Source organism: Amycolatopsis sp. NPDC006125 (assembly GCF_040614195.1).
Taxonomy (GTDB): domain Bacteria; phylum Actinomycetota; class Actinomycetes; order Mycobacteriales; family Pseudonocardiaceae; genus Amycolatopsis_E; species Amycolatopsis_E tucumanensis.
Genome location: NZ_JBEXTZ010000048.1, coordinates 11,915 through 32,306 on the forward strand (window position 1 = coordinate 11,915; position 20,392 = coordinate 32,306).

The window sequence follows — 20,392 nt, forward strand, 5'->3', positions numbered from 1 at the left end:
GCGGCGATGTCTGCTCCGGTCTCGGTTCTGCTCGTCGAAGACGACGAGGTCATCCGCAGGGCGCTCACGCTGGCGCTGTCGCGCTACGGCTACGCGGTGACCACCGCCGCGGACGGGCTGACCGGGCTGGAGGTGTTCCGCCGGGAATCACCCGGGCTGGTGCTGCTCGACGTCATGCTGCCGGGCCTGGACGGCATCGGCCTGTGCCGCCGGCTGCGCGAGACCAGCACGGTGCCGATCCTGATGATGTCCGCCCGCGGGGACTCCCTCGACGTGGTGTCCGGTCTGGAGGCCGGGGCCGACGACTACGTGACCAAGCCGGTCGACACCGCGGTGCTGGTCGCCCGTATCCGCTCGGTCCTGCGCCGGGCCGGCTACGAGGCGCCCGGCCCGGCCGGGGTGCTCACGGTCGGCGACCTCACCGTCGACACCGGCGCGCTGGAGGTCACCGTGGCCGGGGAGCCGGTCGCGCTGTCGGCGACCGAGCTGCGGCTGCTGCTGGAGTTCGCCGCGAACGCCGGCCTGGTGCTGGACCGGCCCACCCTGCTGCGCAAGGTCTGGGACTACGGGTGGGACGGCGACAGCCGGGTCGTCGACCTGACCGTGCAGCGGCTGCGCCGCAAGATCGGCGCGGAGCGGATCGAGACCGTCCGCGGCTTCGGCTACAAGATGCGCCCGTGAGCGCGCTGAAAGCCCTGCTGAACTGGCGGTCGCTGCGGTGGCAGACCGCAGGGCTGGCGGCGGCCGCGGCGAGCGTGGTCGCCCTCGTGCTCGGCGTGCTGGTGCACCAGAGCGCGACGGCGCGGGCCGAGACGTCGGGCCGCTCGCGTGCGGTGACCGCGTTGCAGGCCCTCACGGACACCTACCTGGCCACCGGGCAGCTGCCCAGCTACGCCGAGGACGCGCCCCCTGCCCTGCGGGAGCTCGCCTTGGCGACCCCGGACGAGGCCGTGACCTGGTACGACACGACCAGGCCCGCGGTGCCGTGGATGTGGGCAGCGCGGGACGCAGGCGGCGACGTGCTCGCCGTCCGCGTCGACATGGGCACCGACGTGCGCAACGTCGCGGCACAGGACCGGTTCGTGGTGAAGACCGCGCTGGTGACGGTCGCCGTGGTAATCGTGGCCGCCGCCCTGCTCAGCGAGCTGGTCAACCGGCGGCTGCGGCGCGTCGCGGGCACCGCCCGCTCCATCGCGGGCGGGGACCTCGACGCCCGCATCAACGCCCGCGGCGGGGACGAGGTCGCCGACATCGGGGCCGCGGTCGACACGATGGCGGCCGCGCTGCAGAACCGCCTGGTCAGCGAGCAGCGGTTCACCGCCGACGTCGCGCACGAGCTGCGCACACCGCTGACCGGTCTGGTCACCGCGGCCGAGCTGCTGCCCGACGGCGAGGCGACCGACCTGGTGCGCGACCGCGTGCGGGTGCTGCGCGGGCTGGTGGAGGACCTGCTGGAGATCTCCCGCCTCGACGCCGGGGCCGAGCGCGCCGAGCTGACCGCGGTGCCGCTGGGCGAACTGGTGGAGCAGACCGTCGCCCGCAGCGGGCTGACCGCGCGCGTCCGGGTCGCCGCGGCCCAGGTGGTGTGGACGGATCCGCGGCGGGCGGAACGGATCATCGCGAACCTGGTGACGAACGCGGTCCGGCACGGCGCCGCCCCGGTGGAGGTCACGATCGCCGGCACGGTGGTGAGCGTGCGCGACCACGGCCCCGGCTTCCCCGCCGCACTCCTGGCCGAGGGGCCGCAACGGTTCCGCACCGGGACCGCCGCGCGTGGCCGGGGCCACGGGCTGGGCCTGACGATCGCGCTGGGGCAGGCGCGGGTGATCGGCGCGGCGCTGGACTTCGGCATCGCACCCGGCGGTGGTGCGCTGGCGACGGTGCGGTTTCCGGTGATGCCGGACTGATACCCGGCCGCGCGGTGGCTGATGCACGGCTCCGCCGGTCCGGACACCTTCGGCGTCCACTGTGGGCACATGCGGGTTCTCGGGAAGTGGTGGGCGGCGGCCGTGGTCGCGGCCGTGGTCGCGGTGGTGGCCGGAGTCGTCGTCGTGCTGCGGGTGCACGACGACCCGTCGACGGCGTTCCAGCTGCGGGACGGGGTGCCGTGGCCGGCGGAAGGCCAGGCCGCCGTCGAGGTCGAAGGCGTGGGCAGCCTGGGGGTGTCCGGGGAGCAGACGCCGGTGCCGATCGCCAGTGTCGCCAAGGTGATGACCGCCTACGTGGTGTTGCGCGACCACCCGCTGGCGCCCGGTGACAGCGGTCCGGAGGTCGTCGTCGACCGGCAGGCGGAGGCCGAAGCCGGCAACGACGGCGAGTCGACGGTGTGGGTGGGCGCGGGCACGGAAGTGTCCGAACGGGACCTGCTGTCGCTGATGCTGGTGCCGTCCGGCAACAACATCGCGCGGCTGCTGGCCCGCTGGGACGCCGGGAGCGAGCAGGCGTTCGTGGCGAAGATGAACCGCGCCGCCGCCGAACTCGGGATGGCGGACACCACCTACACCGGCGCGAGCGGGCTGGAGGACTCGACCACGAGCACGGCCGCCGACCAGCTCCGGTTGCTGCGGGAGGTCATGCGGGACGAGGTGTTCCGGGCGATCGTCGCGCAGCCGAGCGTCGTGGTGCGCGGTGTGCCGGGCCGCTACGCGAACACGAACACGTTGCTGGGCAAGCACGGCGTGGTCGGGGTGAAGACCGGGTCGAGCACGGCGGCCGGGGGCGCGTTGATGTGGGCGGCGCGGGCGCCAGGAGTGCCGGGGCTGATCCTCGGGGTGGTGCTGGGCCAGGGCGTCGGCGGGCCGCCCGCGGCCGGGCTCGCGACAGCGCTGGCGACGTGTGAACCGCTCGTCGAAGGCGTGCAGGAGGTGCTGGCGCGGTCGGCGCGCGACAGCTGATCCGCTGCCCCATCGGGCGAGTGTTGCTGCACCAGCGCTTCGCCACCACGTGCCGCGCGCCGGAGGTGGCTAGTTTCGGCGGTGTGGAAGCTCGCGGGCGCGTTGCCGAGAAGAACCGCATGCACGACGAACTGCTCGCCGTGCACACCGTTCTGCGGCGGGCGGCCGCGCTGACCGCCGCCGCGATGTCCCGGCTGGCCACGGGCGAACCGGTCGACGTCGAAACCCTCGTGCGTGTCACGCACTGGCAGCACGAGTTCCTGCGGCGGCACCGGCGCCACGCGGAGGTGCGGTTCTGGCCGGTGCTGCGCGACCTGTTCCCCGGTGTGGCGCTGAATTCGCTGCGGACGAGCCGGACGGCGCTGGACGCGCAGCTGAGCAGGCTCGTGCAGGCCACCGACGACCTCGAACACGCCCTGATGTTCCCCGCGCCGCACCGCCTGGCCGCGGCGGTGGGCATCGCCGCCGCACTGGGCGAGCCGGCCGCGGCGCGGACGCGGGACCTGCTGATCGCGCACCTCGACCACGAGGAACTCACGCTGTGGGAGGTGTTCCCGAGGATTCCGGCGTACACGATCGAGACACTGCGCCGGGCCGTCGCCGACCTGCCACCGCGGTCGGCGCCCGAGCTGGTGCTCGGCCTGCTGAGCGACCCCCGCCCCGCGCCCGGCGCCGCGGCCGTGCTCGACCACCTCTCCGCGGCGATGCGGCCGGCCCGCCCCGCGATGGCCGAGCGCTACGAGCAGACCAAGCGGGACCTGGCACTGTGACCCGTCCACGGCGCGTCAACCATCCGTCAACGGAGGCGCCCTAGCGTGGCGGAGCACGGTCCCCCAGGCCGGACACGTCTCGCCACCGAGCCCTTGTGGCGAGACACCCGCCGGGCCGGAGAACCCCGACGGCGGTCATGGGATTCTCCGGCCCGGTTTTCCTTTGCCGAACCGGAAGAACACGTGAACGCCCCAGAACGGCCGGCTCACCGCCACCGCGACGAACTCGCTGCACGACGCCGGGAGGTTTCGGCCGGGCATGCCGATTGGGACGGGGCGCGCTTCGACGACCCGGACCGGCTCGACCTCACCCGCCGCGCCGGGCACGTCGCCTTCGGGCGCGGCATCCACCACTGCCTGGGCGCGCTGCCGGCCCGGCTGGAAGGACAGGTCGCGCTCGGCAACCTGGTCACCCGCTTCCCGGACCTGCGCCTCGACGCCGCCCCCGGACGAAGTGACCCGGCGGTTCAGCCTGCTCATGCGCGGTCTGGAGACGCTTCCCGTCCGGCTCGGCTGACGCCCCAGTTCTGTACTTGCGGGTCCATTTTTACGTCTCCATCCTGGGCTCATGTCACTGGATCAGTACTTCCTCCTCGGCCGGTCGGGCCTGCGCGTCAGCCGGCTGTCGCTGGGAACCATGAACTTCGGCAAGGACGGTTTCCACGCCCCCTACGGCAAGACCGAAGAGGAGGCCCGCCCGATCTTCCGGCGCTACCTGGAGGCGGGCGGCAACTTCGTCGACACCGCGGACTTCTACACCGCAGGCGAGAGCGAGCGGATCCTCGGCAGGCTCATCGCCGAAGCCGGGGCCCGCGACCGGCTCGTGCTCGTCAGCAAGTTCACCAACAGCGTCGGCCCGGGCGACCCGAACGCGGGCGGGAACGGGCGCAAGCACATGATCCGGGCGGTGGAAGCCTCGCTGCGCCGCCTCGGCACCGACTACCTCGACCTGTACCTGCTGCACACCTGGGACCGCATCACCCCGGTCGAGGAGGTGCTGCGCACGTTCGACGACCTGACCCGGGCCGGCAAGATCCGGTACGCCGGCCTGTCCGACGTGCCGGCCTGGTACGCCGCCCGCGCGCAGTCGCTCGCCGAGGCGAACTCGCTGGTGCCGCTGATCAACCTGCAGCTGCCGTACTCGCTCGTCGACCGGACGATCGAGACCGAGCACGTGCCCGCGGGGCAGGAACTCGGGATGGGCGTCACGGTGTGGAGCCCGCTCGCGTCCGGGTTCCTGACCGGCAAGTACCGCCGGTCCGACCAGGGCCTGGCCGGCGAGGGCAGGCTCAGCGGCGCGGGCGGCGCCGGTCTGCAATGGACGGACGCGCAGTGGAACGTGCTGGGGCCGCTGGAAACCGTGGCGGAGAAGCTGGGCGTGTCGATGGCTCAGGTGGCGCTCAACTGGGCGGCGACGCAGCCCGGCATCGCGTCGGCCATCGTCGGAGCGAGCAGCGCGGCGCAGCTCGACGCGTCGCTGGCGGCGCTCGACTTCGAGATCCCGGCGGAGCTGCGGGCCGACCTTGACGCGGCCAGCGCGGTGCCGCCGGGCAAGCCGTACGTGATGTTCACGCCGCAGTACCAGTCGTGGATCGTCAACCCGGGCACGAAGGTGGCGGACAAGCCGGCGGGTTACCGGCCGGACGTCCGCAACTGGGTTCCGGCGGACTGACGCGCCGCGCTCAGGCGGACACCGGCAGACGCAGGTAATCCAGGCACAAGTCCAAAGCGGACTTCAGGTGCGCGGCGGACCCGGTGGACATCAGGATCGTCACCCCGCCCTGGATGGCCGCGATCAGCGCGGCGGCGGCCCGGTCCGAGTCGATGTCGCGGCTGATCCGGCCGCTGTCGCGCATCGCGGTGATGCCCTGGCGGACCTCGTGCTGCCACTGCTCCAGCAACTGCCGCGTCACGGCCTGCGCGCCGGGGGTCTTCGGGCCGACCTCGGTGATCAGCACGCCGAGCGGGCAGTGGACGCCTTGGCGTCGGTAGCGCTCGACCACCACGTCCCGCCACCGGTGCCACGCCTCCCACGTGGTGAGCTGCCCGAGGTAGGGCTGCTGGTCCTCCAGCACGCGGCCGGCTTCCCACTGTGCCACCGCCAGCAGCAGCTGGTCCTTGCCGTCCGGGAAGTAGTGGAACATCTGGCTCTTGCCGGTGCCGCTGCGCCGCCCGATGTCCTCCAGCGTCGCCGCGGCCACGCCGTGCTCGCGGATCTCCGCCGCGGCGGCCTCGATGATCCGCTGCCGCGTGGCGGCGCCCTTCTTGGTCAGCACCGAACCTCCCGGAGGTGGAAACGCACCTGCGGGTCCAGTATCCCCTCCCGGGTGCCGCGGCCGTGCCAGGACCGGACGGGCACCGCACAGCGCCCGAACGGGCCGTCGGCCACCCGGCCAGGTGACGCCCGGCCGATCGGCCGATGCGGCGGGGCCGGGCCTGGTTGTCTGATGGGCAGCGATCACCGGAAGCGGAAGGGAAATCGAGCATGCGAGGCAGGACGTGGGCCGCGGCGGCGGTGCTGGTGGGGGCGGCGCTCAGTCCGGTCACCGCGGACGCCGCGACCGGCACGCCGGGGGCGACCAGCGCGGGTGAACGGCTGATCCCGACGCTGGGCAACGGCGGTTACGACGCCACGGGTTACGACGTGAGCTTCGACTACGACCCGGCCGTCACCACCATGCGGTCGTCGGTGGTGATGACGGCGCGCGCGACGCAGAACCTGTCGTCGTTCAGCCTCGACTCGGTCGGGCAGCGGATCGAATCGGTGACCGTGAACGGCGTCCCGGCCACGTTCACCGTCGACCCAGCGCACGAGAAGCTGCTGATCACCCCGGCGAAGACGCTGCGCGAGGGCCGGACGTTCGAGGTCCGCGTCGGCTACACCGCCGACCGCGCGCAGAAGCCGGTGCCGCCCTACTACGACTGGCCCGCCGACGTCCCCTTCACCTGGGAGAGCTGGGCCGGCACCGACTCCGGGTTCGCCCTGATGGGCCAACCGGACCGGGCGCACCTGTTCTTCCCGTGCAACGACATCCCGCGCGACAAGGCCCGGTTCACCTTCCGCGTCACGGTGCCGGGGGACCGGCAGGTCGCGGCCAACGGCACCCTGCGCTCGCTCAGCACCCACGACGACCGTTCGTCCTATGTGTACGGAACCGCGACGGACATCCCGACGAACGTGGTGCAGGTCGCGGTCGGCAAGTTCACCACGGTCGAGCAGACCGGGCCGCACGGGTTGCCGATCGTCAGCTTCGTCCCGTCGACGATGGGCGGCTTCCGCGTTCCGCCGCAGGCGACCGAGCAGTACGGGATCACCGACGCCAACGTCCTCCCGCGGATCACCGAAGCCGCACGGCGCACGCCGGAGCAGGTGCGGTGGCTGGAGGACACGCTGGGCCTGCCGTTCCCGTTCGAGAAGTTCGGCGTGCTCGGCGTGGTCGGCCCGTACGACGGCGTGGCGCTGGAGACGGCGACCCTGTCGACGTTCTCCGCGCCGGCACTGGCGCTGCCGCCGGAGCTGCAGTCGGAGACCATGGTGCACGAGCTGGCGCACCAGTACTTCGGCGACGCGGTGTCCCCGGCGTCGTGGGACGACATGTGGCTCAACGAGGGCCACGCGATGTACTACCAGAACGTCTTCGGCGCGTCGCAGGGCTACCGGAACCTGGTCGACACGATGCGTGAGCTGTACCAGCAGGACCAGTCCATCCGTGACCAGTCGGGCCCGCCGGCCCGCCTGACGAGCCCGGGCGGCATCCTGCTGGACACCGACCTGCCCGGCGCGCTCACGTTGTTCGCGCTGCACGAGACCGTGGGGCAGCAGACGTTCGAGCGCATCGAGCGCGCGTTCTACCTGGAGCACCGGGGCGGCTCGGCGACCACGGCGGACTACATCGCGACGGCGAACCGGGTGGCCGGCCAGGACCTCACCCCGCTGCTGCGGGAGTGGCTGTACGGCGCCAAGACACCCGCGATGCCCGGGCACCCGGATTGGCGGCCGTGACCATGCGCCGGTTCGTCACCCTCGCCCTGACCGCCGCGCTGGCCGTGTCCGCCGTTCCGGCGCAGGCCGATCCGCTGCGTGCCGTCGAGACCCAGCCGGTCGTGTGGGCGCCGTGCGCGGACCTGCCCTTGGAGTGCGCGACCATCGCGGTGCCGCTGGACTACGCGCATCCGGGCGGCCGTCGCATCAGCATCGCGATCAGCCGGCACCGGGCGACCGATCCGGCGCACCGCCGCGGGGTGCTGCTGACCAATCCGGGCGGGCCGGGCCTGTCCGGGCTGGCCTTCCCGCTCAGCTACGCGGACCAGGACCTCGCGCGGGTCTACGACATCATCGGCATGGATCCCCGTGGTGTCGGGGAATCGACCCCGCTGCGCTGCCTGCAGCCGCCGTTCCCGGCGCTGGACCGGCCGACCCGGCCCACGGACGCCGACATCGTGAAGATGGCCGACTTCGCGCGGCGCACCGAACAGGGCTGCCGGCAGATCAGTGGCCCGCTGCGGCCCTACATGAACACACCGAACACGGCGCGGGACATGGACGTCGTGCGGGCGGCGCTCGGCGAAGCGAAGCTGAACTACCTCGGCGTGTCCTACGGAACCACGCTCGGCGCCGTGTACGGCACGCTCTTCCCCGCTCACCTGGACCGCAGCGTGCTCGACTCGGCCCTGCACCCGACCGCGCCGTGGCACGACCAGGGCTACGCCGCCGCGGCCGCGCGCCGGTCCAATCTGGACGACTGGGCCGCGTGGACGGCCTCGCGGGACAGCGAGTTCCGGCTGGGCTCGACACCACGCGAAGTCGAGGAGAACGTCGAGGCGCTCGCGGCCGTGCTGGAGACCCGGTCGGCCGGCGCCTACCACACCGTCGCGGACCTGGACAGCAGCGCCGAGACGGGCTCCGAGTTCGTGCCCGTGGACGCGACCCGCTACCCCGGGCAGTGGGCGGAGCTGGCCCGGTCGATTCGTGCCGCGCTGGACTCCCCCGGCCCGGTGCGCGCCCCGTCCCCGGCGGCCGGCTCGGTCGAAGTGGTGGACAACGCCCACGACCCGGTGATCTGCGACTGGCGGTGGCCGGCCGACTTGGCGGTGTACGAGCGGGACCTGCGCTACTACCGCGAGGCCATGCCCTACGGCGCGACGGCGTCGGTCGCGGGTGAGCTCGCGCCGGGCCCGTGCGCCTACCGCTCGTTCCCGCGCACGCAGTCCCTGCCGAAGCCGGTCCGGGCCGGTTACCCGGCGGGCCTGGTGGTGCAGGGGCAGCGGGACACCACCACGCCGTACGTCAACGGTGTCGCGATGGCCGCCGCGTTGCAGGAGCCGCTGGTCACCGTCGCCGACGGCGTGCACGGCCAGTTCGGGCTGAACCCGTGCGTGAACGCGATCGTCAACCACTACCTGGTCGACGGCGTCCTCCCCGCGCCGGGCGCGAGCTGCCCCGCGGCGGGCGCGACTACCAGGTGACGGCGCTCCGCGCGTCATCGCCGACGGTCCGGCCGCCTTCGGCGGCAGGCTCGACCCGCCCGGACGCGGACCGCTAAGCGCTGCCCGACGAGCAGGCGGCGGTGCTTGCGAACGCGGACGAGCCGACGTACGCCCTGGGTTTCTTCCTGATGTTGTCCTCGCTCCACGGTGTCGAGGGCGCCCTGATCGAGGCCTTCCGCGCCGGCAGCGCGTGTGCCCGCCAGTTCGACGCCGCGTCTTCCGCCCCGGCTACGCGGCCGATCTCGTCACCGCCTGGCTGCCCGCGCTGGACGGGGTTGTCGCCAAGCTCGACCACGCGACGGTGGCCGACGAACCCTCGATCCACGCCGCCCGGCGGCTGAGCGCGGAGCAGGGGCTCGACGGTCGCGTCACCTTCGAGACCACGCTGGCCCCGGACGGCACCTGCCTGATCGTCGAACCGAACGCCTCCGCGGACGTGCTGGACGTGCACCCCGGCGGGCGCGCCTTCATGGCGACCTCCGTCGTCCTGTGCCTGCCCACCGCGCTCGCCCAGGACGGCGAACACGCCCTCGGCAACCACCCGGGCGAGGAGACCCTGCGCCGCCTGGCCGGCGAAGCGGGACTGTCCCGGTGGAAGTGCGTCGCCGAAACGCCGGTGAGCCGCGTGTACGAGGCGAGGCGGTAGCGCCACGGGTCCGAACCCGTGCCCGTAAGGGAACGCCGCCGCGATCCGCGGAACGGCCACCCTGCCGAGCGCGTGCCCATTGTGGAAACGCCTACGAACAGGGGAACTCATGACGCAGCCGAACACCGCGGAACTCGCCCGCGCCGTACAGGGGGCGGTGCTCCGGCCCGGCGATCCCGGGTACGCCGAGGAATGCGCCGGCTTCAACCCGATCCACCCGCTGACCCCGGCGATCGTCGTCGCCGCGGAGAGCGTCGACGACGTCCGCCACGCCGTGCGGTTCGCCCGCGACAACTCGATGCCGGTCGCGGTGAAGGCGACCGGGCACCAGGTCGTGGACCCGGCGGCGGAAGCGCTGCTCATCACGACCCGCCGGCTCGACGAGGTGACCGTGGCGGGCCGGGTCGCCCGCGCCGGCGGCGGGGCGCGCTGGCAGCAGGTGCTGGACGAGGCGGCGAAGTCCGGGCTGGCGCCGATCGCCGGGTCGGCGCCCTCGGTCGGCGTGGTCGGCTACTCGCTGGGCGGCGGGCTGAGCCCGGTCCTGGGACGGAAGTACGGCTACGCGGCCGACCACGTGCGCCGCATCGAGATCGTGACCGCCGACGGTGAGTTCCGCGTGGCGTCGGCGGAGTCCGAGCCCGAGCTGTTCTGGGCGCTGCGCGGCGGCATCGGCAACTTCGGGGTGGTGACGGCGATCGAGTTCGACCTGTTCCCGCACCCCCGCTTCTACGGCGGCGCCCTCTACTTCCCCGGCGCCGACACCGAAGCGGTGCTACGCGCGTGGCGGGAGTGGGTGCCGACGCTGCCGGAGGAGGCCACCACCTCGGTGATGGTGCAGCGCCTGCCCCCGATGCCGGAGCTGCCGGAACCGCTGCGCGGCGCGTTCGTGGTGCACCTGCGGTTCGCGCACCTCGGCGAGGCGGCGGAGGCGGAACGGCTGCTGGCGCCGATGCGCGCCGCGGCCCCGGCCGTGCTCGACCTGATCGGCGAGAAGCCGTTCACCTCGATCGCCGAGATCCACCTCGACCCGGTTGACCCGATCCCGCACTTCTCCGGGGGCGCGTCGCTGGGTGAGCTGAGCGACGCCACGGTCGGGAAGCTGGTGGAACTGACCGGCCCGGATTCGGATTGTCCCCTGCTGGGTGTGGAACTGCGCGCGCTCGGCGGCGCCTTCGACCGCGAGCCGGCGGTGCCGAACGCCGTGCCGAGCCGGGGTGTGCCGTTCGCCCTGTACGCGCTGGGCGTCGGCGGCCCGGACGCCATGCCCACGATGGAGTCCTACTTCGACCGCATCGTGGACGCCCTGCGCCCCTGGACGACCACCCGGCGCACCCCCACGTTCCTCGTCGAGCGCGACGCGACGCCCGGCGGCGTCCGCGCCGCCTACGGCGACGCCGTGCACGACCGCCTGGCCGCGGTGAAGCGCGCCTACGACCCGGCGAACACGTTCCGCTTCAACCACAACATCCGGCCCGGAGGCTGATCCGCGCCGGCGGTGGGCCGTCCGTCCGGCCCACCGCCGGTCACACCCCCACCGACCTCCGGTAGCTGCCTGGCGCGTGACCGCGAACCCGCCGGAACGCATACACCGAGGCACAGCCCACCGAACGGGCAACGACCTCCAATGCGTCGTCGGTGTCCCGCAACCACACCGCCGCCAGACCCGCCCTCGGCCGCCTCAGCCAGCCCCCGAAGGAACCGGCTTCCACACCCGCGCCGACCTCCGATAACCGCCCGGCGCGTGACCCCGATCCCGCCGAACGCATACACCGAGGAGCAGCCCACCGAGCGGGCAACGATTTCCAATGCGTCGTCGGTGTCCCGCAACCACACCGCCGCCAGACCCGCCCTCGGCCCCGTCAGCCAGCCCCCGAAGGAACCGGCTTCCACACCCGCGCCGACCTCCGATAACCGCCCGGCGCGTGACCGCGATCCCGCCGGAAGGCCCGGCTGAACGCGTACACCGAGGTGTAGCCGACCGAGCGGGCGACGGCCTCCAGCGCGTCGTCGGTGTCCCGGAGCCGCACCGCCGCCAGATCCATCCGCAGCCGCGTCAGGTAGCTCCCGAAGGACTCGCCGGCGACCGTGCGGAACCGGCGGGCGAGCGTGGTCCGCGACACCGCCAGCTCGGCCGCGAGCAGGTCGATCGTCCACCCCCGCGCCGGATCCTCGTGGAGCTTCGCGATCGCCGCGCCGACCAGCGGGTCGCACAGCACGCCGAGCCAGGACCCGCGTGCCCCGGCCGGGTTCCGCGCCACCCACACCCGCAGCAACTGCACGAGCAGGATGTCGACCAGCCTGCTGAGCACGACCGCGGTGGCGAGCTGGGGACGCGCGAGCTCCCTGGCCAGCAGGCGGACGGTGTCGTCGAGACAGCTGCCGCCGTTGTCCGCCCGGATGTGCACCACCTCCGGGAGCGAGGCGAGCACCTGGGTGGACACCGCCGGGTCGTACTCGTAGGAGGCGCTCAGGATGTGGGTCTGGACCTCGCCGGTGCCGAAGCGCAGCACGCCGCCGTCGGCCCTGGCCCGTTCCGCGGCGTCGCAGTCGCACGTGTCCGCCGGGGCGTCCGGCGCGCTGGTCAGGGTGTGCTCGGTCCCGGTCGGCAGCAGCACGACGTCCCCCGGCATCAGCTGCGCGGGCGGGCGGCCGGGCACGCCCAGCCAGGCGGTGCCCGCCGTGACGGCGTAGAACCCGGCGCCGCCGATCCGGCTCCACGAGATGCCCCACGTGCCACCGGCGGCGATGCGCGCGCCGAGGACGCCGCGGACTCCCGCGACCTCGAGCGCGTCAGCCAGCACGTCCATGCGCTCAACAGTAGCAGCGGATGACACGATCGGATATGAATCTGGCTCTTTCGAGCATCGATCGGGTCGTCACGCACGCTTATGATCGACGTCGTGACCGACATCGACTTCGACGCGATGAACCGCGACGTCATCGCCCAGTTCCGCGCCAACGGCGGCAAGGCCGGCGGCATCTTCGAGGGCGCCCCGCTGGTCCTGGTGCACCACGTGGGTGCGAAATCCGGCATCGAGCGGATCGCCCCGCTGGTCTACTACCGCGAGGGCGACCGGATCTTCGTCTTCGCCAGCAAGGGCGGCGCCGACGAGAACCCCGCCTGGTACCACAACCTGGTGGCGAACCCGAAGACGACGATCGAGCTCGGCGACGAGACCTTCCCCGTGATCGCCCGCGTCCTGGAGGGCCCCGAGCGGGACGAGATCTACGCGAAGCAGTCCGCCGTGCAACCCCAGTTCGCCGACTACCAGCGCAAGACCAGCCGGGTCATTCCGGTGATCGAGCTGGTGCGGGTCTGATCCGTCAGGGGAGGTAGAGGTCCAGGTCCCCCGGGTGAGGAGGTGCGTCGTGGCGGTGCTCGAAGACGTTCGCGCCTGGGCTCGGAGCTCGAGCGCTCCTACCCGGTCTACGTGCGCGGTCGACTGAAGTTCCGGGTCGGGCCGATCCTCTACGTCGCGTTCTCCGCCAATGAGACGGTAATTGAGTTCGCGTTCCCGAAGGAGGAGCGCGCCGCGCTGGAACCGGCCGAGGCCCGCGAACTCCTCGTGGACGCGTGCGCGTGGTGGTTCCGAAGAAGGTCTCCCGCGCCTACGACCCCGCCCATCCCGGTGTGGTGCGGGTCTGACGCGTCAGGGGAGGTAGAGGTCCCTCGTCCCCGCGTCGAGGGCCTCGGCCTCGCCGCCGGTGCGTTCGGCCAGCCACGCGCCGAACGCGTCCCGGTCGGCCTCGGTGACCGCGACCGTCAGCGTGACGTCCGCGCCGTAGTCGATGTCCTGCAGCCGGTACGGCGAGTTGCGCAGGTCGTGTTCGAGGCGGCCGGCGACGTCGTGCGGCACGGCGATCAGCAGTTCGCGGTGCCGCACCCGGCGCAGCGTCCCGACGGCATCCAGGGTTTCCGCCAGCGCGCCGGAGTAGGCGCGGACCAGGCCGCCCGCGCCGAGCTTGATCCCGCCGAACCACCGCGACACCACGGCGACGACGTCGGTCAGGTTGCGGCGCGCGAGCACCTCGAGCATCGGGACGCCCGCGGTGCCGGCGGGCTCGCCGTCGTCGTTGCTCCGGACGGTCATCTCACCGGTCTCCGGATCGCCGACCCGCAACGCCGTGCAGTGGTGGTTCGCGCCGGGCCCGGCCTTGCGCACCCGGGCGATCACCGCCGCGGCGGCCGCCACGTCATCGACCCGCGCGACGGTGCACACGAACCGGGACCGCTTGATCTCGACCTCGTGCTCCCCGTCGCGGGCGATCACACCGACCTCACCGTGCACCAGCCGATGCTATGCGGCGGGCAGCCGCACGGTGACGTCCAGCCCGCCGCCGGGGTTGGCGGCAGCCGTGAGCGTGCCGTCGTGGGCGAGCACCACGGCACGCACGATGGACAGGCCCAGCCCGGCTCCGCCGCGGCTGTTCTCACCACGCACGAACGGTTCCAGCAGGCGTTCCACGCGCTGGGCCGGCACGACGGCGCCGGTGTTGACCACACGCAGCACCACGCCGTCGGCACCGGCCCGGGTGGACACCGCCAGTGAGCCGCCCGGGTGGTTGTGGCGGACCGCGTTTCCTATCAAATTGGCCACCATCCGCTCCAGCAGCACCGGCTCGCCACACAGCCAGGCGGGGTGCAAATCCCGCTCCACCTCGATGTCCTGCGCGGACAGTCCACTCGCGACACCGGCCAGCGACTCGGCGGCGAGCGCGGCCAGGTCGAGCCGGCGGCGGTCGCCCGCGCCGGCCTGGCTGCGCGCCAGCGCCAGCAGCCCGTCGAGCGTGCGGCGGCTGTTCTCGGCCGCGTCCCGCACGTCCGCGGCCATCGTCAGCAGTTCGGCGCGCGTGGGTTCGCCGTCGAGCGTCACGTCGACCGCCGTGCGGATCGTCGTCAGCGGGGTGCGCAGCTCGTGCGCGGCGTTCGCGCTGAACAGCCGCCGGCTCTCCAGCGCGCGGTCGCGGTCGGCCATCCCCCGCTGGATCCGGTCCAGCATCCCGTTGATCGTCTCGGCGAGCGCGGCCAGCTCGTCGTGCGGCGGGCGCACCGGCACCCGGTGCGACAGGTTCTCCGCGGACAGCCGCCGCGCGGTGGCCGAGATCGTGCGGATGGGCCGCAGCACCCGGCCGGCCACGAGCCAGGCGACCAGCGCGGCCACCGCGGTGACGGCCGCCAGCGCGATCCACCCCTGCCCCAGCAGCGTCGCGAGGGTGTCCTCGCGCACCTCGCGGGCGAGCACCTCCACGTCCAGGGGCGGCGGGCCGGAGCCGGTGATCTGCACCAGGACCGCGCGCCGCCGCGTCAGCAGGTAGGTGACCACGGTCAGGACCGCGCCCGCGACCAGCACCAGCGCGGTGTAGACCAGGGTCAGCCTGCTGCGGGCGGACAGCCGCGCCGTCACGGCCGCAGCCGGTAGCCCGCGCCGGTGACGGTCTCGATCAGGGGCGGTTCGCCGAGCTTGCGGCGCAGGGTGCCGACGGTGATCCGCACCGCGTTGGTGAACGGGTCGGCGTGCTCGTCCCACACCTTGTCCAGCAGGGTCTCCGCGCTGACCACGGCGCCATCGGCGGCCAGCAGCTGTTCGAGCACGCCGAACTCCTTGGGCGCGAGCGACAGCAGCCGTCCGCCGCGTTCCGCGGTGCGCCGGCCCGGGTCGAGGGTCACGTCACCGGCACGCAGCACCGGCGGCCGGGCGGGGGCGCTGCGCCGGGCCAGCGCGTGCACGCGGGCGACGAGCTCGGTGAACGCGAACGGTTTACCGAGGTAGTCGTCCGCGCCGAGGAAGAGCCCGTCGACCCGGTCGCTGACCGAGCCGGACGCGGTCAGCATGAGGATGCGCGCGCCACCGCGATCGGCGAGGCGGCGGCAGACCGTGTCGCCGTGCACGACCGGCAGGTCCCGGTCCAGCACCACGACGTCGTAGGGCGTGAGCTCGCACTTCTCCAGCGCGGTGCGCCCGTCCCCGGCGAGGTCGACGGCGAAGCCCTGCTTGCGCAGACCGGTGACGATGTAGCCGGCCAGGGGCTGTTCGTCCTCCACCAAGAGCACCCGCATGGCGCGAGTATCGCGGGCGGGACCTATGGATTCCGTATGACCGGGACCGTTGCGCGGGTGGCTAGTCTCGTTCCGAGCGCGGGCCGCGCACGACCGCCGGAGCGCCACGATCCGAGGAGGTTCCGATGCCCGTCCTGGCCGATCTGCTGTCCGCGCTGCGGAGCAGCCGCGTCGACGTCGTCGACCTGACCGCGCCGCTGTCGGAGAGCACGCCGGTGCTGCAGCTGCCGCCGCCCTTCGCCAACACCACCGGCTTCCGGCTGGAGGAGATCAGCCGCTACGACGACCGCGGTCCGCGCTGGTACTGGAACGACATCCACACCGGCGAGCACGTCGGCACGCACGTCGACGCGCCCAACCACTGGCTGTCCGGCAAGGACGGCCCCAGCGTCGACCAGATCCCGCTGCGCACGCTCATCGGGCCGGCCGCCGTGCTGGACATGTCGGCGCGGGTCGACGACGATCCCGACTTCCTGCTGGGCATCGACGACGTCCGGGACTGGGAACGCGAGCACGGGCCGCTGCCCGAGGGCGGCTGGCTACTTTACCGGACCGGGTGGGACGCACGCTCCGGCGACCAGGACAGCTTCCTCAACGTCAGCGACGGCGCCTCGCACACCCCGGGCGTGTCGCCGGAGTGCGCGCGGTGGCTCGCCGAGGAAGCCCCGATCGCGGGGTTCGGCGTGGAGACCGTGGGCACCGACGCCGGCCGCGCCGCCGAGCTGGAGCCGATCTTCCCCTGCCACGACCGCCTGCTCGGCGCGGGCAAGTGCGGGCTGACCCAGCTGCGCAACCTCGCGCAGCTGCCGCCGACCGGCGCCCTGCTGGTGGTCTCGCCGCTGCCGATCGTCGGCGGGTCGGGCAGCCCGGCGCGCGTGTACGCGCTCGTGGAGCGGGCGTGATCGTCGCCGAGGCGGTCGGGCGGGTCCTGGCGGAGCTGGGCGCCGGTCCGGTGTTCGGCGTGGTGGGCAGCGGCAACTTCCACGTCACCAACGCGTTGCGGGCGGCCGGGGTCGCCTTCCACGCCACCCGCCACGAGGGCGGCGCGGCCACCGCCGCCGACGCGTGCGCGCGGATGAGCGGCCGGGTCGCGCTCGTGTCGACCCACCAGGGCTGCGGGCTGACCAACGCGGTCACCGGCATCGGCGAAGCGGCCAAGAGCCGCACCCCGCTGATCGTCCTCACCGCCGAGTCGCCCGCCGCCGATCCGCTCAACAACTTCCGCATCGACCAGGACGGGCTCGCCCGGGCGGTCGGCGCGGTCGCCGAGCGTGTGCACAGCCCGGAGACCGCGGTGGCCGACACGGTGCGCGCGTACCGGACCGCGCTGCACGAGCGCCGCACCGTAGTGCTGAACCTGCCCCTGGACGTGCAGGCCGAGCCCGCGCCGACGCTGGAAGCCATCGAGCCGGTGCCCGCCCCTCCCGCGCCGGAGCCCGATGCCGCCGCGGTGGCGGAACTGGCCGAGCTGCTCGCCGCCGCGGAGCGGCCGGTGTTCATCGCCGGCCGGGGTGGCCGGGGCGCGGCCGCGGAGATCCGGGCGCTGGCCGACGCGTGCGGCGCGCTGCTCGCGACGTCCGCGGTGGCGCACGGCCTGTTCCACGGCGACCCGTGGGCGCTGGGCATCTCCGGCGGGTTCGCCTCCCCGCTGACCGCGGAGCTCGTCCGCGACGCCGATCTCGTCGTCGGCTGGGGCTGCGCGCTCAACCGGTGGACCACCCGCCACGGCAAGCTGATCGGCCCCGGCGCCCGCCTCGCGCAGGTCGACCTGGAGGCGAGCGCGATCGGCGCGCACCGGCCGGTCGACGTCGGCGTCGTGGGCGACGCGGCGGTGACCGCCCGCGCGGTGCTCGCCGAGCTGGGCGACCGGAGAAAAGCCGGCTACCGCTCCCCCGCGCTGCGGGACCGGATCGCCGCGCGGGCCCGCTGGTCGGCGACCGACTACCGCGACGAGTCGACCGCGGACCTGATCGACCCGCGCACGCTGTCCGCGGAGCTGGACCGGATCCTGCCCGCCGAGCGCGTGGTGTCCGTGGACTCGGGCAACTTCATGGGTTACCCCAGCGCGTTCCTGGACGTGCCGGACGAGTTCGGGTTCTGCTTCACCCAGGCCTTCCAGTCCATCGGGCTGGGGCTGGCCACCGCGATCGGCGCGGCGATCGCCCAGCCCGGGCGGCTGCCCATCGCCGCCCTCGGCGACGGCGGGTTCCACATGGCGGCCCAGGAGCTCGACACGGCCGTGCGGCTGGGCCTGCCGCTGCTGGTGGTCGTCTACAACGACGCCGCGTACGGCGCGGAGGTGCACCACTTCACCGGCGACCACACGACCGTCCGGTTCCCGCCGACCGACATCGCCGCGATCGGGCGCGGGTTCGGCTGCGCCGGGGTCACCGTCCGCACCGTCGCCGACCTGCGGCAGGTCTCCGCGTGGCTGGCCGGCCCGCGGGAGAAACCGCTGGTCGTGGACGCGAAGATCATCGACGACGGCGGGTCGTGGTGGCTGGCGGAGGCCTTCCACGGCCACTGACGTCCCGTGTCAGCGGCCGCGTCAGCGCGGTGGCGGTCCGGTGTCAGTGCAGCGGGCGATGGTGTTCCCATCAAGCCGCTCAGCAAGGAGAGACCGATGCAGAACTTCGCCACCACCGCCCCGATCGCCGCCGTCCTGACCGTCCCCGCCGGGCGCATCCACCTGGCCGCCGCGGACCGCGCCGACACGACCGTCGAGGTCGCCCCGGCCGACCCCGGCAAGAGCCGCGACGTGCAGCTGGCCGAACAGACCACCGTCACCTACGCCGACGGTGTGCTGCGGGTCGAGGCGCCGGAGCCCGGCAACCGGGTCTTCGGCCCGTCCGGTTCGGTGGCGGTCACCGTGCACCTGCCCGCCGGCTCCCGCGTCGACGTCACCAGCAATGCCGCTGAGCTCCGCGCCACCGGCCGCTTCGGCAACGTCAGGGTGGCGGGCGCCTACCGCGACATCCACCTCGACGAGGCCGCGACGCTGCGGCTCACCGCGACCGACGGTGACGTGGAGGTCGGCCGGGTCGGCGGCGCCACGGAGATCACCACCGCCCGCGGCGACATCCGCCTCACCGAGGCCGTCAGCGGCACCGTCGTGCTGCGCACGCAGGCGGGCGACATCACCGTCGGCGCGGCGGCCGGTGTCTCGGCCACCCTGGACGCCGGCACCGACCACGGCCGGATCAGCAACGCGCTGAAGAACAACGGCAACCCGGAGCTGACCATCCGCGCCACCACCTCGCAGGGCGACATCGCCGCCCACAGCCTCTGACCGGGAAGGGCCGGCGCCACTGGGGCGCCGGCCCTGTTCAGTCCCATGTGGACGGTTCGGCCGGTTACCGCGTCCGGGTGACCCCCTTTACACGGTGTCCGATTTGTCCGATACTCGGTCCCGAGGGGAGTACTTCCCAAGGTCCCTGACCGGTCAGTACGGACACCCGGCGTGTCCCCGGCAGGGCGCCCGCGATGCGGGTGAAGGAGACCTCGAACGCTGACGGTGTTCGAGGAGGCCCCATGTCGCACCAGTCCGCGGTCGCCGCTGCCGCGCCCGCGTCGTCGATCGGCAGCCCGTGGTTGTGGGTGATCAGCATCGCCGTGCTGCTGGCCCTGCTGGCGGCCGATTTCCTCGTGACGCGGCGGCCGCACGAGGTGTCGCTGCGTGAGGCCGCCGGCTGGTCGGTGTTCTACCTGACGCTGCCGCTGGTGTTCGCCTTCTGGTTGTGGACCGCGTTCGGCGGCGCGCAGGCGCTGGAGTTCGCCACCGGGTTCGTCGTCGAGAAATCGCTTTCCGTCGACAACCTCTTCGTGTTCATGCTGCTGCTGGCGGCGTTCGCCGTGCCCGTCGAGGTGCAACAACGGGTGCTGCTCTACGGCATCGTCGGCGCGCTGGTGCTGCGTGGCATCTTCATCGCCGCCGGCGCCGCGCTGTTGCAGGCCGGCACCTGGGCGTTCCTGGTGTTCGGCCTGATCCTGTTCGCCTCGGCGGTGAAGATCCTGCACGAGGCCCTCAGCGGACCGGAAACGGATCCCGACGTGTCGCGGATGCGCTCGGTCCGGCTGCTGCGCAGGCTGATGCCGGTCACCGACGACTACCGCGGCACGCGCCTGGTGGTCCGCGAGCGCGGACGGCGGGCACTGACCCCGCTGACGCTCGTGGTGGTGGCCGTCTTCGCCACGGACGTGGTGTTCGCCGTCGACTCCGTGCCCGCGGTCTACGGCATCACCGAGGACCCGTACCTCGTCTTCACCACCAACGCGTTCGCCCTGCTCGGCCTGCGTGCGCTGTACTTCGTGCTGCACACCGCGCTGGCCAAGCTCACCCACCTCAACCACGGGCTCGCCGTCATCCTGGCGTTCATCGGAGTCAAGCTCGTGCTGCACTGGGCGCACGAGGTGTGGCCCGCGGTGCCGACCATCCCCACCCCGGTCTCGCTGCTGGTCATCGTGCTGATCCTGGCGACCGTGACGGTGACCAGCCTGCGGTCCGGCAAGCGCGCCGCCGAGCGGAGCCCGTCATGAC

General features: G+C 73.2%; 19 protein-coding genes and 1 pseudogene. 15 read left to right on the forward strand and 5 right to left on the reverse strand.

From position 1 onward, the window contains the following. Positions 1-6 precede the first annotated feature (6 nt). The 6 genes and pseudogenes from cseB (at position 7) to ABZ193_RS23760 (ending at position 5,336) form a co-directional block, all read left to right on the forward strand. Positions 7-681: a two-component system response regulator CseB gene (gene cseB / locus ABZ193_RS23735; RefSeq protein ID WP_039791646.1), complete on the forward strand. Its 675-nt coding sequence runs from the start codon at positions 7-9 to the stop codon at positions 679-681. Continuing rightward, positions 678-1,907 carry a HAMP domain-containing sensor histidine kinase gene (locus ABZ193_RS23740; protein WP_354711483.1) on the forward strand — a complete coding sequence of 410 codons (1,230 nt, stop codon included), beginning with the start codon at positions 678-680 and terminating at the stop codon, positions 1,905-1,907. The genes cseB and ABZ193_RS23740 overlap by 4 nt, the downstream gene beginning before the upstream one ends. Before the next feature lie 69 nt (positions 1,908-1,976). Beyond that, positions 1,977-2,894 carry a serine hydrolase gene (locus tag ABZ193_RS23745; RefSeq protein ID WP_354711484.1) on the forward strand — a complete coding sequence of 306 codons (918 nt, stop codon included), beginning with the start codon at positions 1,977-1,979 and terminating at the stop codon, positions 2,892-2,894. A gap of 119 nt (positions 2,895-3,013) precedes the next feature. After that, positions 3,014-3,664 carry a hypothetical protein gene (locus ABZ193_RS23750; RefSeq protein ID WP_354711486.1) on the forward strand — a complete coding sequence of 217 codons (651 nt, stop codon included), beginning with the start codon at positions 3,014-3,016 and terminating at the stop codon, positions 3,662-3,664. Between the two features lie 246 nt (positions 3,665-3,910). Next, positions 3,911-4,181, forward strand: a pseudogene (locus ABZ193_RS23755) (cytochrome P450); the annotation flags it as partial. A 51-nt stretch (positions 4,182-4,232) separates the two neighbouring features. Then, positions 4,233-5,336 (forward strand): aldo/keto reductase, encoded by a 1,104-nt coding sequence (locus tag ABZ193_RS23760; RefSeq protein ID WP_354711487.1) that lies wholly within the window; start codon positions 4,233-4,235, stop codon positions 5,334-5,336. Positions 5,337-5,346: 10 nt separating this feature from the next. Here ABZ193_RS23760 and ABZ193_RS23765 read toward each other — a convergent pair whose 3' ends face one another. Further along, complete coding sequence (locus ABZ193_RS23765; protein WP_354711489.1) at positions 5,347-5,940, reverse strand: TetR/AcrR family transcriptional regulator; 594 nt, start codon at positions 5,938-5,940, stop codon at positions 5,347-5,349. A 209-nt stretch (positions 5,941-6,149) separates the two neighbouring features. On the opposite strand from ABZ193_RS23765, the gene ABZ193_RS23770 reads away from it, so the two are divergent. The 4 genes from ABZ193_RS23770 to ABZ193_RS23785 all read left to right on the forward strand — a co-directional run bounded on the left by ABZ193_RS23770 (position 6,150) and on the right by ABZ193_RS23785 (position 11,280). Continuing rightward, positions 6,150-7,667, forward strand: a complete 1,518-nt coding sequence (locus ABZ193_RS23770; RefSeq protein ID WP_354711490.1) for a M1 family metallopeptidase — start codon at positions 6,150-6,152, stop codon at positions 7,665-7,667. 2 nt (positions 7,668-7,669) lie between these two features. Then, positions 7,670-9,130 (forward strand): alpha/beta fold hydrolase, encoded by a 1,461-nt coding sequence (locus tag ABZ193_RS23775; protein ID WP_354711523.1) that lies wholly within the window; start codon positions 7,670-7,672, stop codon positions 9,128-9,130. Positions 9,131-9,341: 211 nt separating this feature from the next. Next, positions 9,342-9,797, forward strand: a complete 456-nt coding sequence (locus ABZ193_RS23780; protein WP_354711491.1) for a hypothetical protein — start codon at positions 9,342-9,344, stop codon at positions 9,795-9,797. 109 nt (positions 9,798-9,906) lie between these two features. Beyond that, a complete protein-coding gene (locus ABZ193_RS23785; RefSeq protein WP_354711492.1) occupies positions 9,907-11,280 on the forward strand; it encodes an FAD-binding oxidoreductase in 1,374 nt (457 codons plus the stop codon). A 376-nt stretch (positions 11,281-11,656) separates the two neighbouring features. Here ABZ193_RS23785 and ABZ193_RS23790 read toward each other — a convergent pair whose 3' ends face one another. Continuing rightward, a complete protein-coding gene (locus ABZ193_RS23790) occupies positions 11,657-12,604 on the reverse strand; it encodes an AraC family transcriptional regulator (RefSeq protein ID WP_354711494.1) in 948 nt (315 codons plus the stop codon). 81 nt (positions 12,605-12,685) lie between these two features. On the opposite strand from ABZ193_RS23790, the gene ABZ193_RS23795 reads away from it, so the two are divergent. After that, positions 12,686-13,117 (forward strand): nitroreductase family deazaflavin-dependent oxidoreductase, encoded by a 432-nt coding sequence (locus ABZ193_RS23795; protein WP_354711495.1) that lies wholly within the window; start codon positions 12,686-12,688, stop codon positions 13,115-13,117. Between the two features lie 330 nt (positions 13,118-13,447). On the opposite strand, the gene ABZ193_RS23800 is transcribed toward ABZ193_RS23795, so the two are convergent. The 3 genes from ABZ193_RS23800 to ABZ193_RS23810 are packed head-to-tail and all read right to left on the reverse strand — an operon-like array spanning position 13,448 to position 15,855. Continuing rightward, entirely contained in the window at positions 13,448-14,086 is a 639-nt protein-coding gene (locus tag ABZ193_RS23800) for a YigZ family protein (RefSeq protein ID WP_354711496.1), read from the reverse strand. A gap of 9 nt (positions 14,087-14,095) precedes the next feature. Then, positions 14,096-15,202 carry a HAMP domain-containing sensor histidine kinase gene (locus tag ABZ193_RS23805; protein ID WP_354711498.1) on the reverse strand — a complete coding sequence of 369 codons (1,107 nt, stop codon included), beginning with the start codon at positions 15,200-15,202 and terminating at the stop codon, positions 14,096-14,098. Next, a complete protein-coding gene (locus tag ABZ193_RS23810) occupies positions 15,199-15,855 on the reverse strand; it encodes a response regulator transcription factor (RefSeq protein ID WP_237335453.1) in 657 nt (218 codons plus the stop codon). Before ABZ193_RS23810 ends, ABZ193_RS23805 begins: the two co-directional genes overlap by 4 nt. 125 nt (positions 15,856-15,980) lie before the next feature. Between ABZ193_RS23810 and ABZ193_RS23815 the strand changes: the two genes are divergently transcribed. From ABZ193_RS23815 to ABZ193_RS23830, 4 genes are all read left to right on the forward strand, one after another. Beyond that, positions 15,981-16,757: a cyclase family protein gene (locus tag ABZ193_RS23815; RefSeq protein WP_354711499.1), complete on the forward strand. Its 777-nt coding sequence runs from the start codon at positions 15,981-15,983 to the stop codon at positions 16,755-16,757. After that, a complete protein-coding gene (locus ABZ193_RS23820) occupies positions 16,754-18,382 on the forward strand; it encodes a thiamine pyrophosphate-binding protein (protein ID WP_354711500.1) in 1,629 nt (542 codons plus the stop codon). The genes ABZ193_RS23815 and ABZ193_RS23820 overlap by 4 nt, the downstream gene beginning before the upstream one ends. Before the next feature lie 96 nt (positions 18,383-18,478). After that, on the forward strand, positions 18,479-19,144 hold the full coding sequence (locus ABZ193_RS23825) for a DUF4097 family beta strand repeat-containing protein (RefSeq protein ID WP_354711502.1): 666 nt from the start codon (positions 18,479-18,481) through the stop codon (positions 19,142-19,144). 242 nt (positions 19,145-19,386) lie between these two features. Continuing rightward, positions 19,387-20,391, forward strand: coding sequence for a TerC/Alx family metal homeostasis membrane protein (locus ABZ193_RS23830; protein WP_237335450.1), 1,005 nt, complete (start codon positions 19,387-19,389; stop codon positions 20,389-20,391). Position 20,392 lies beyond the last annotated feature (1 nt).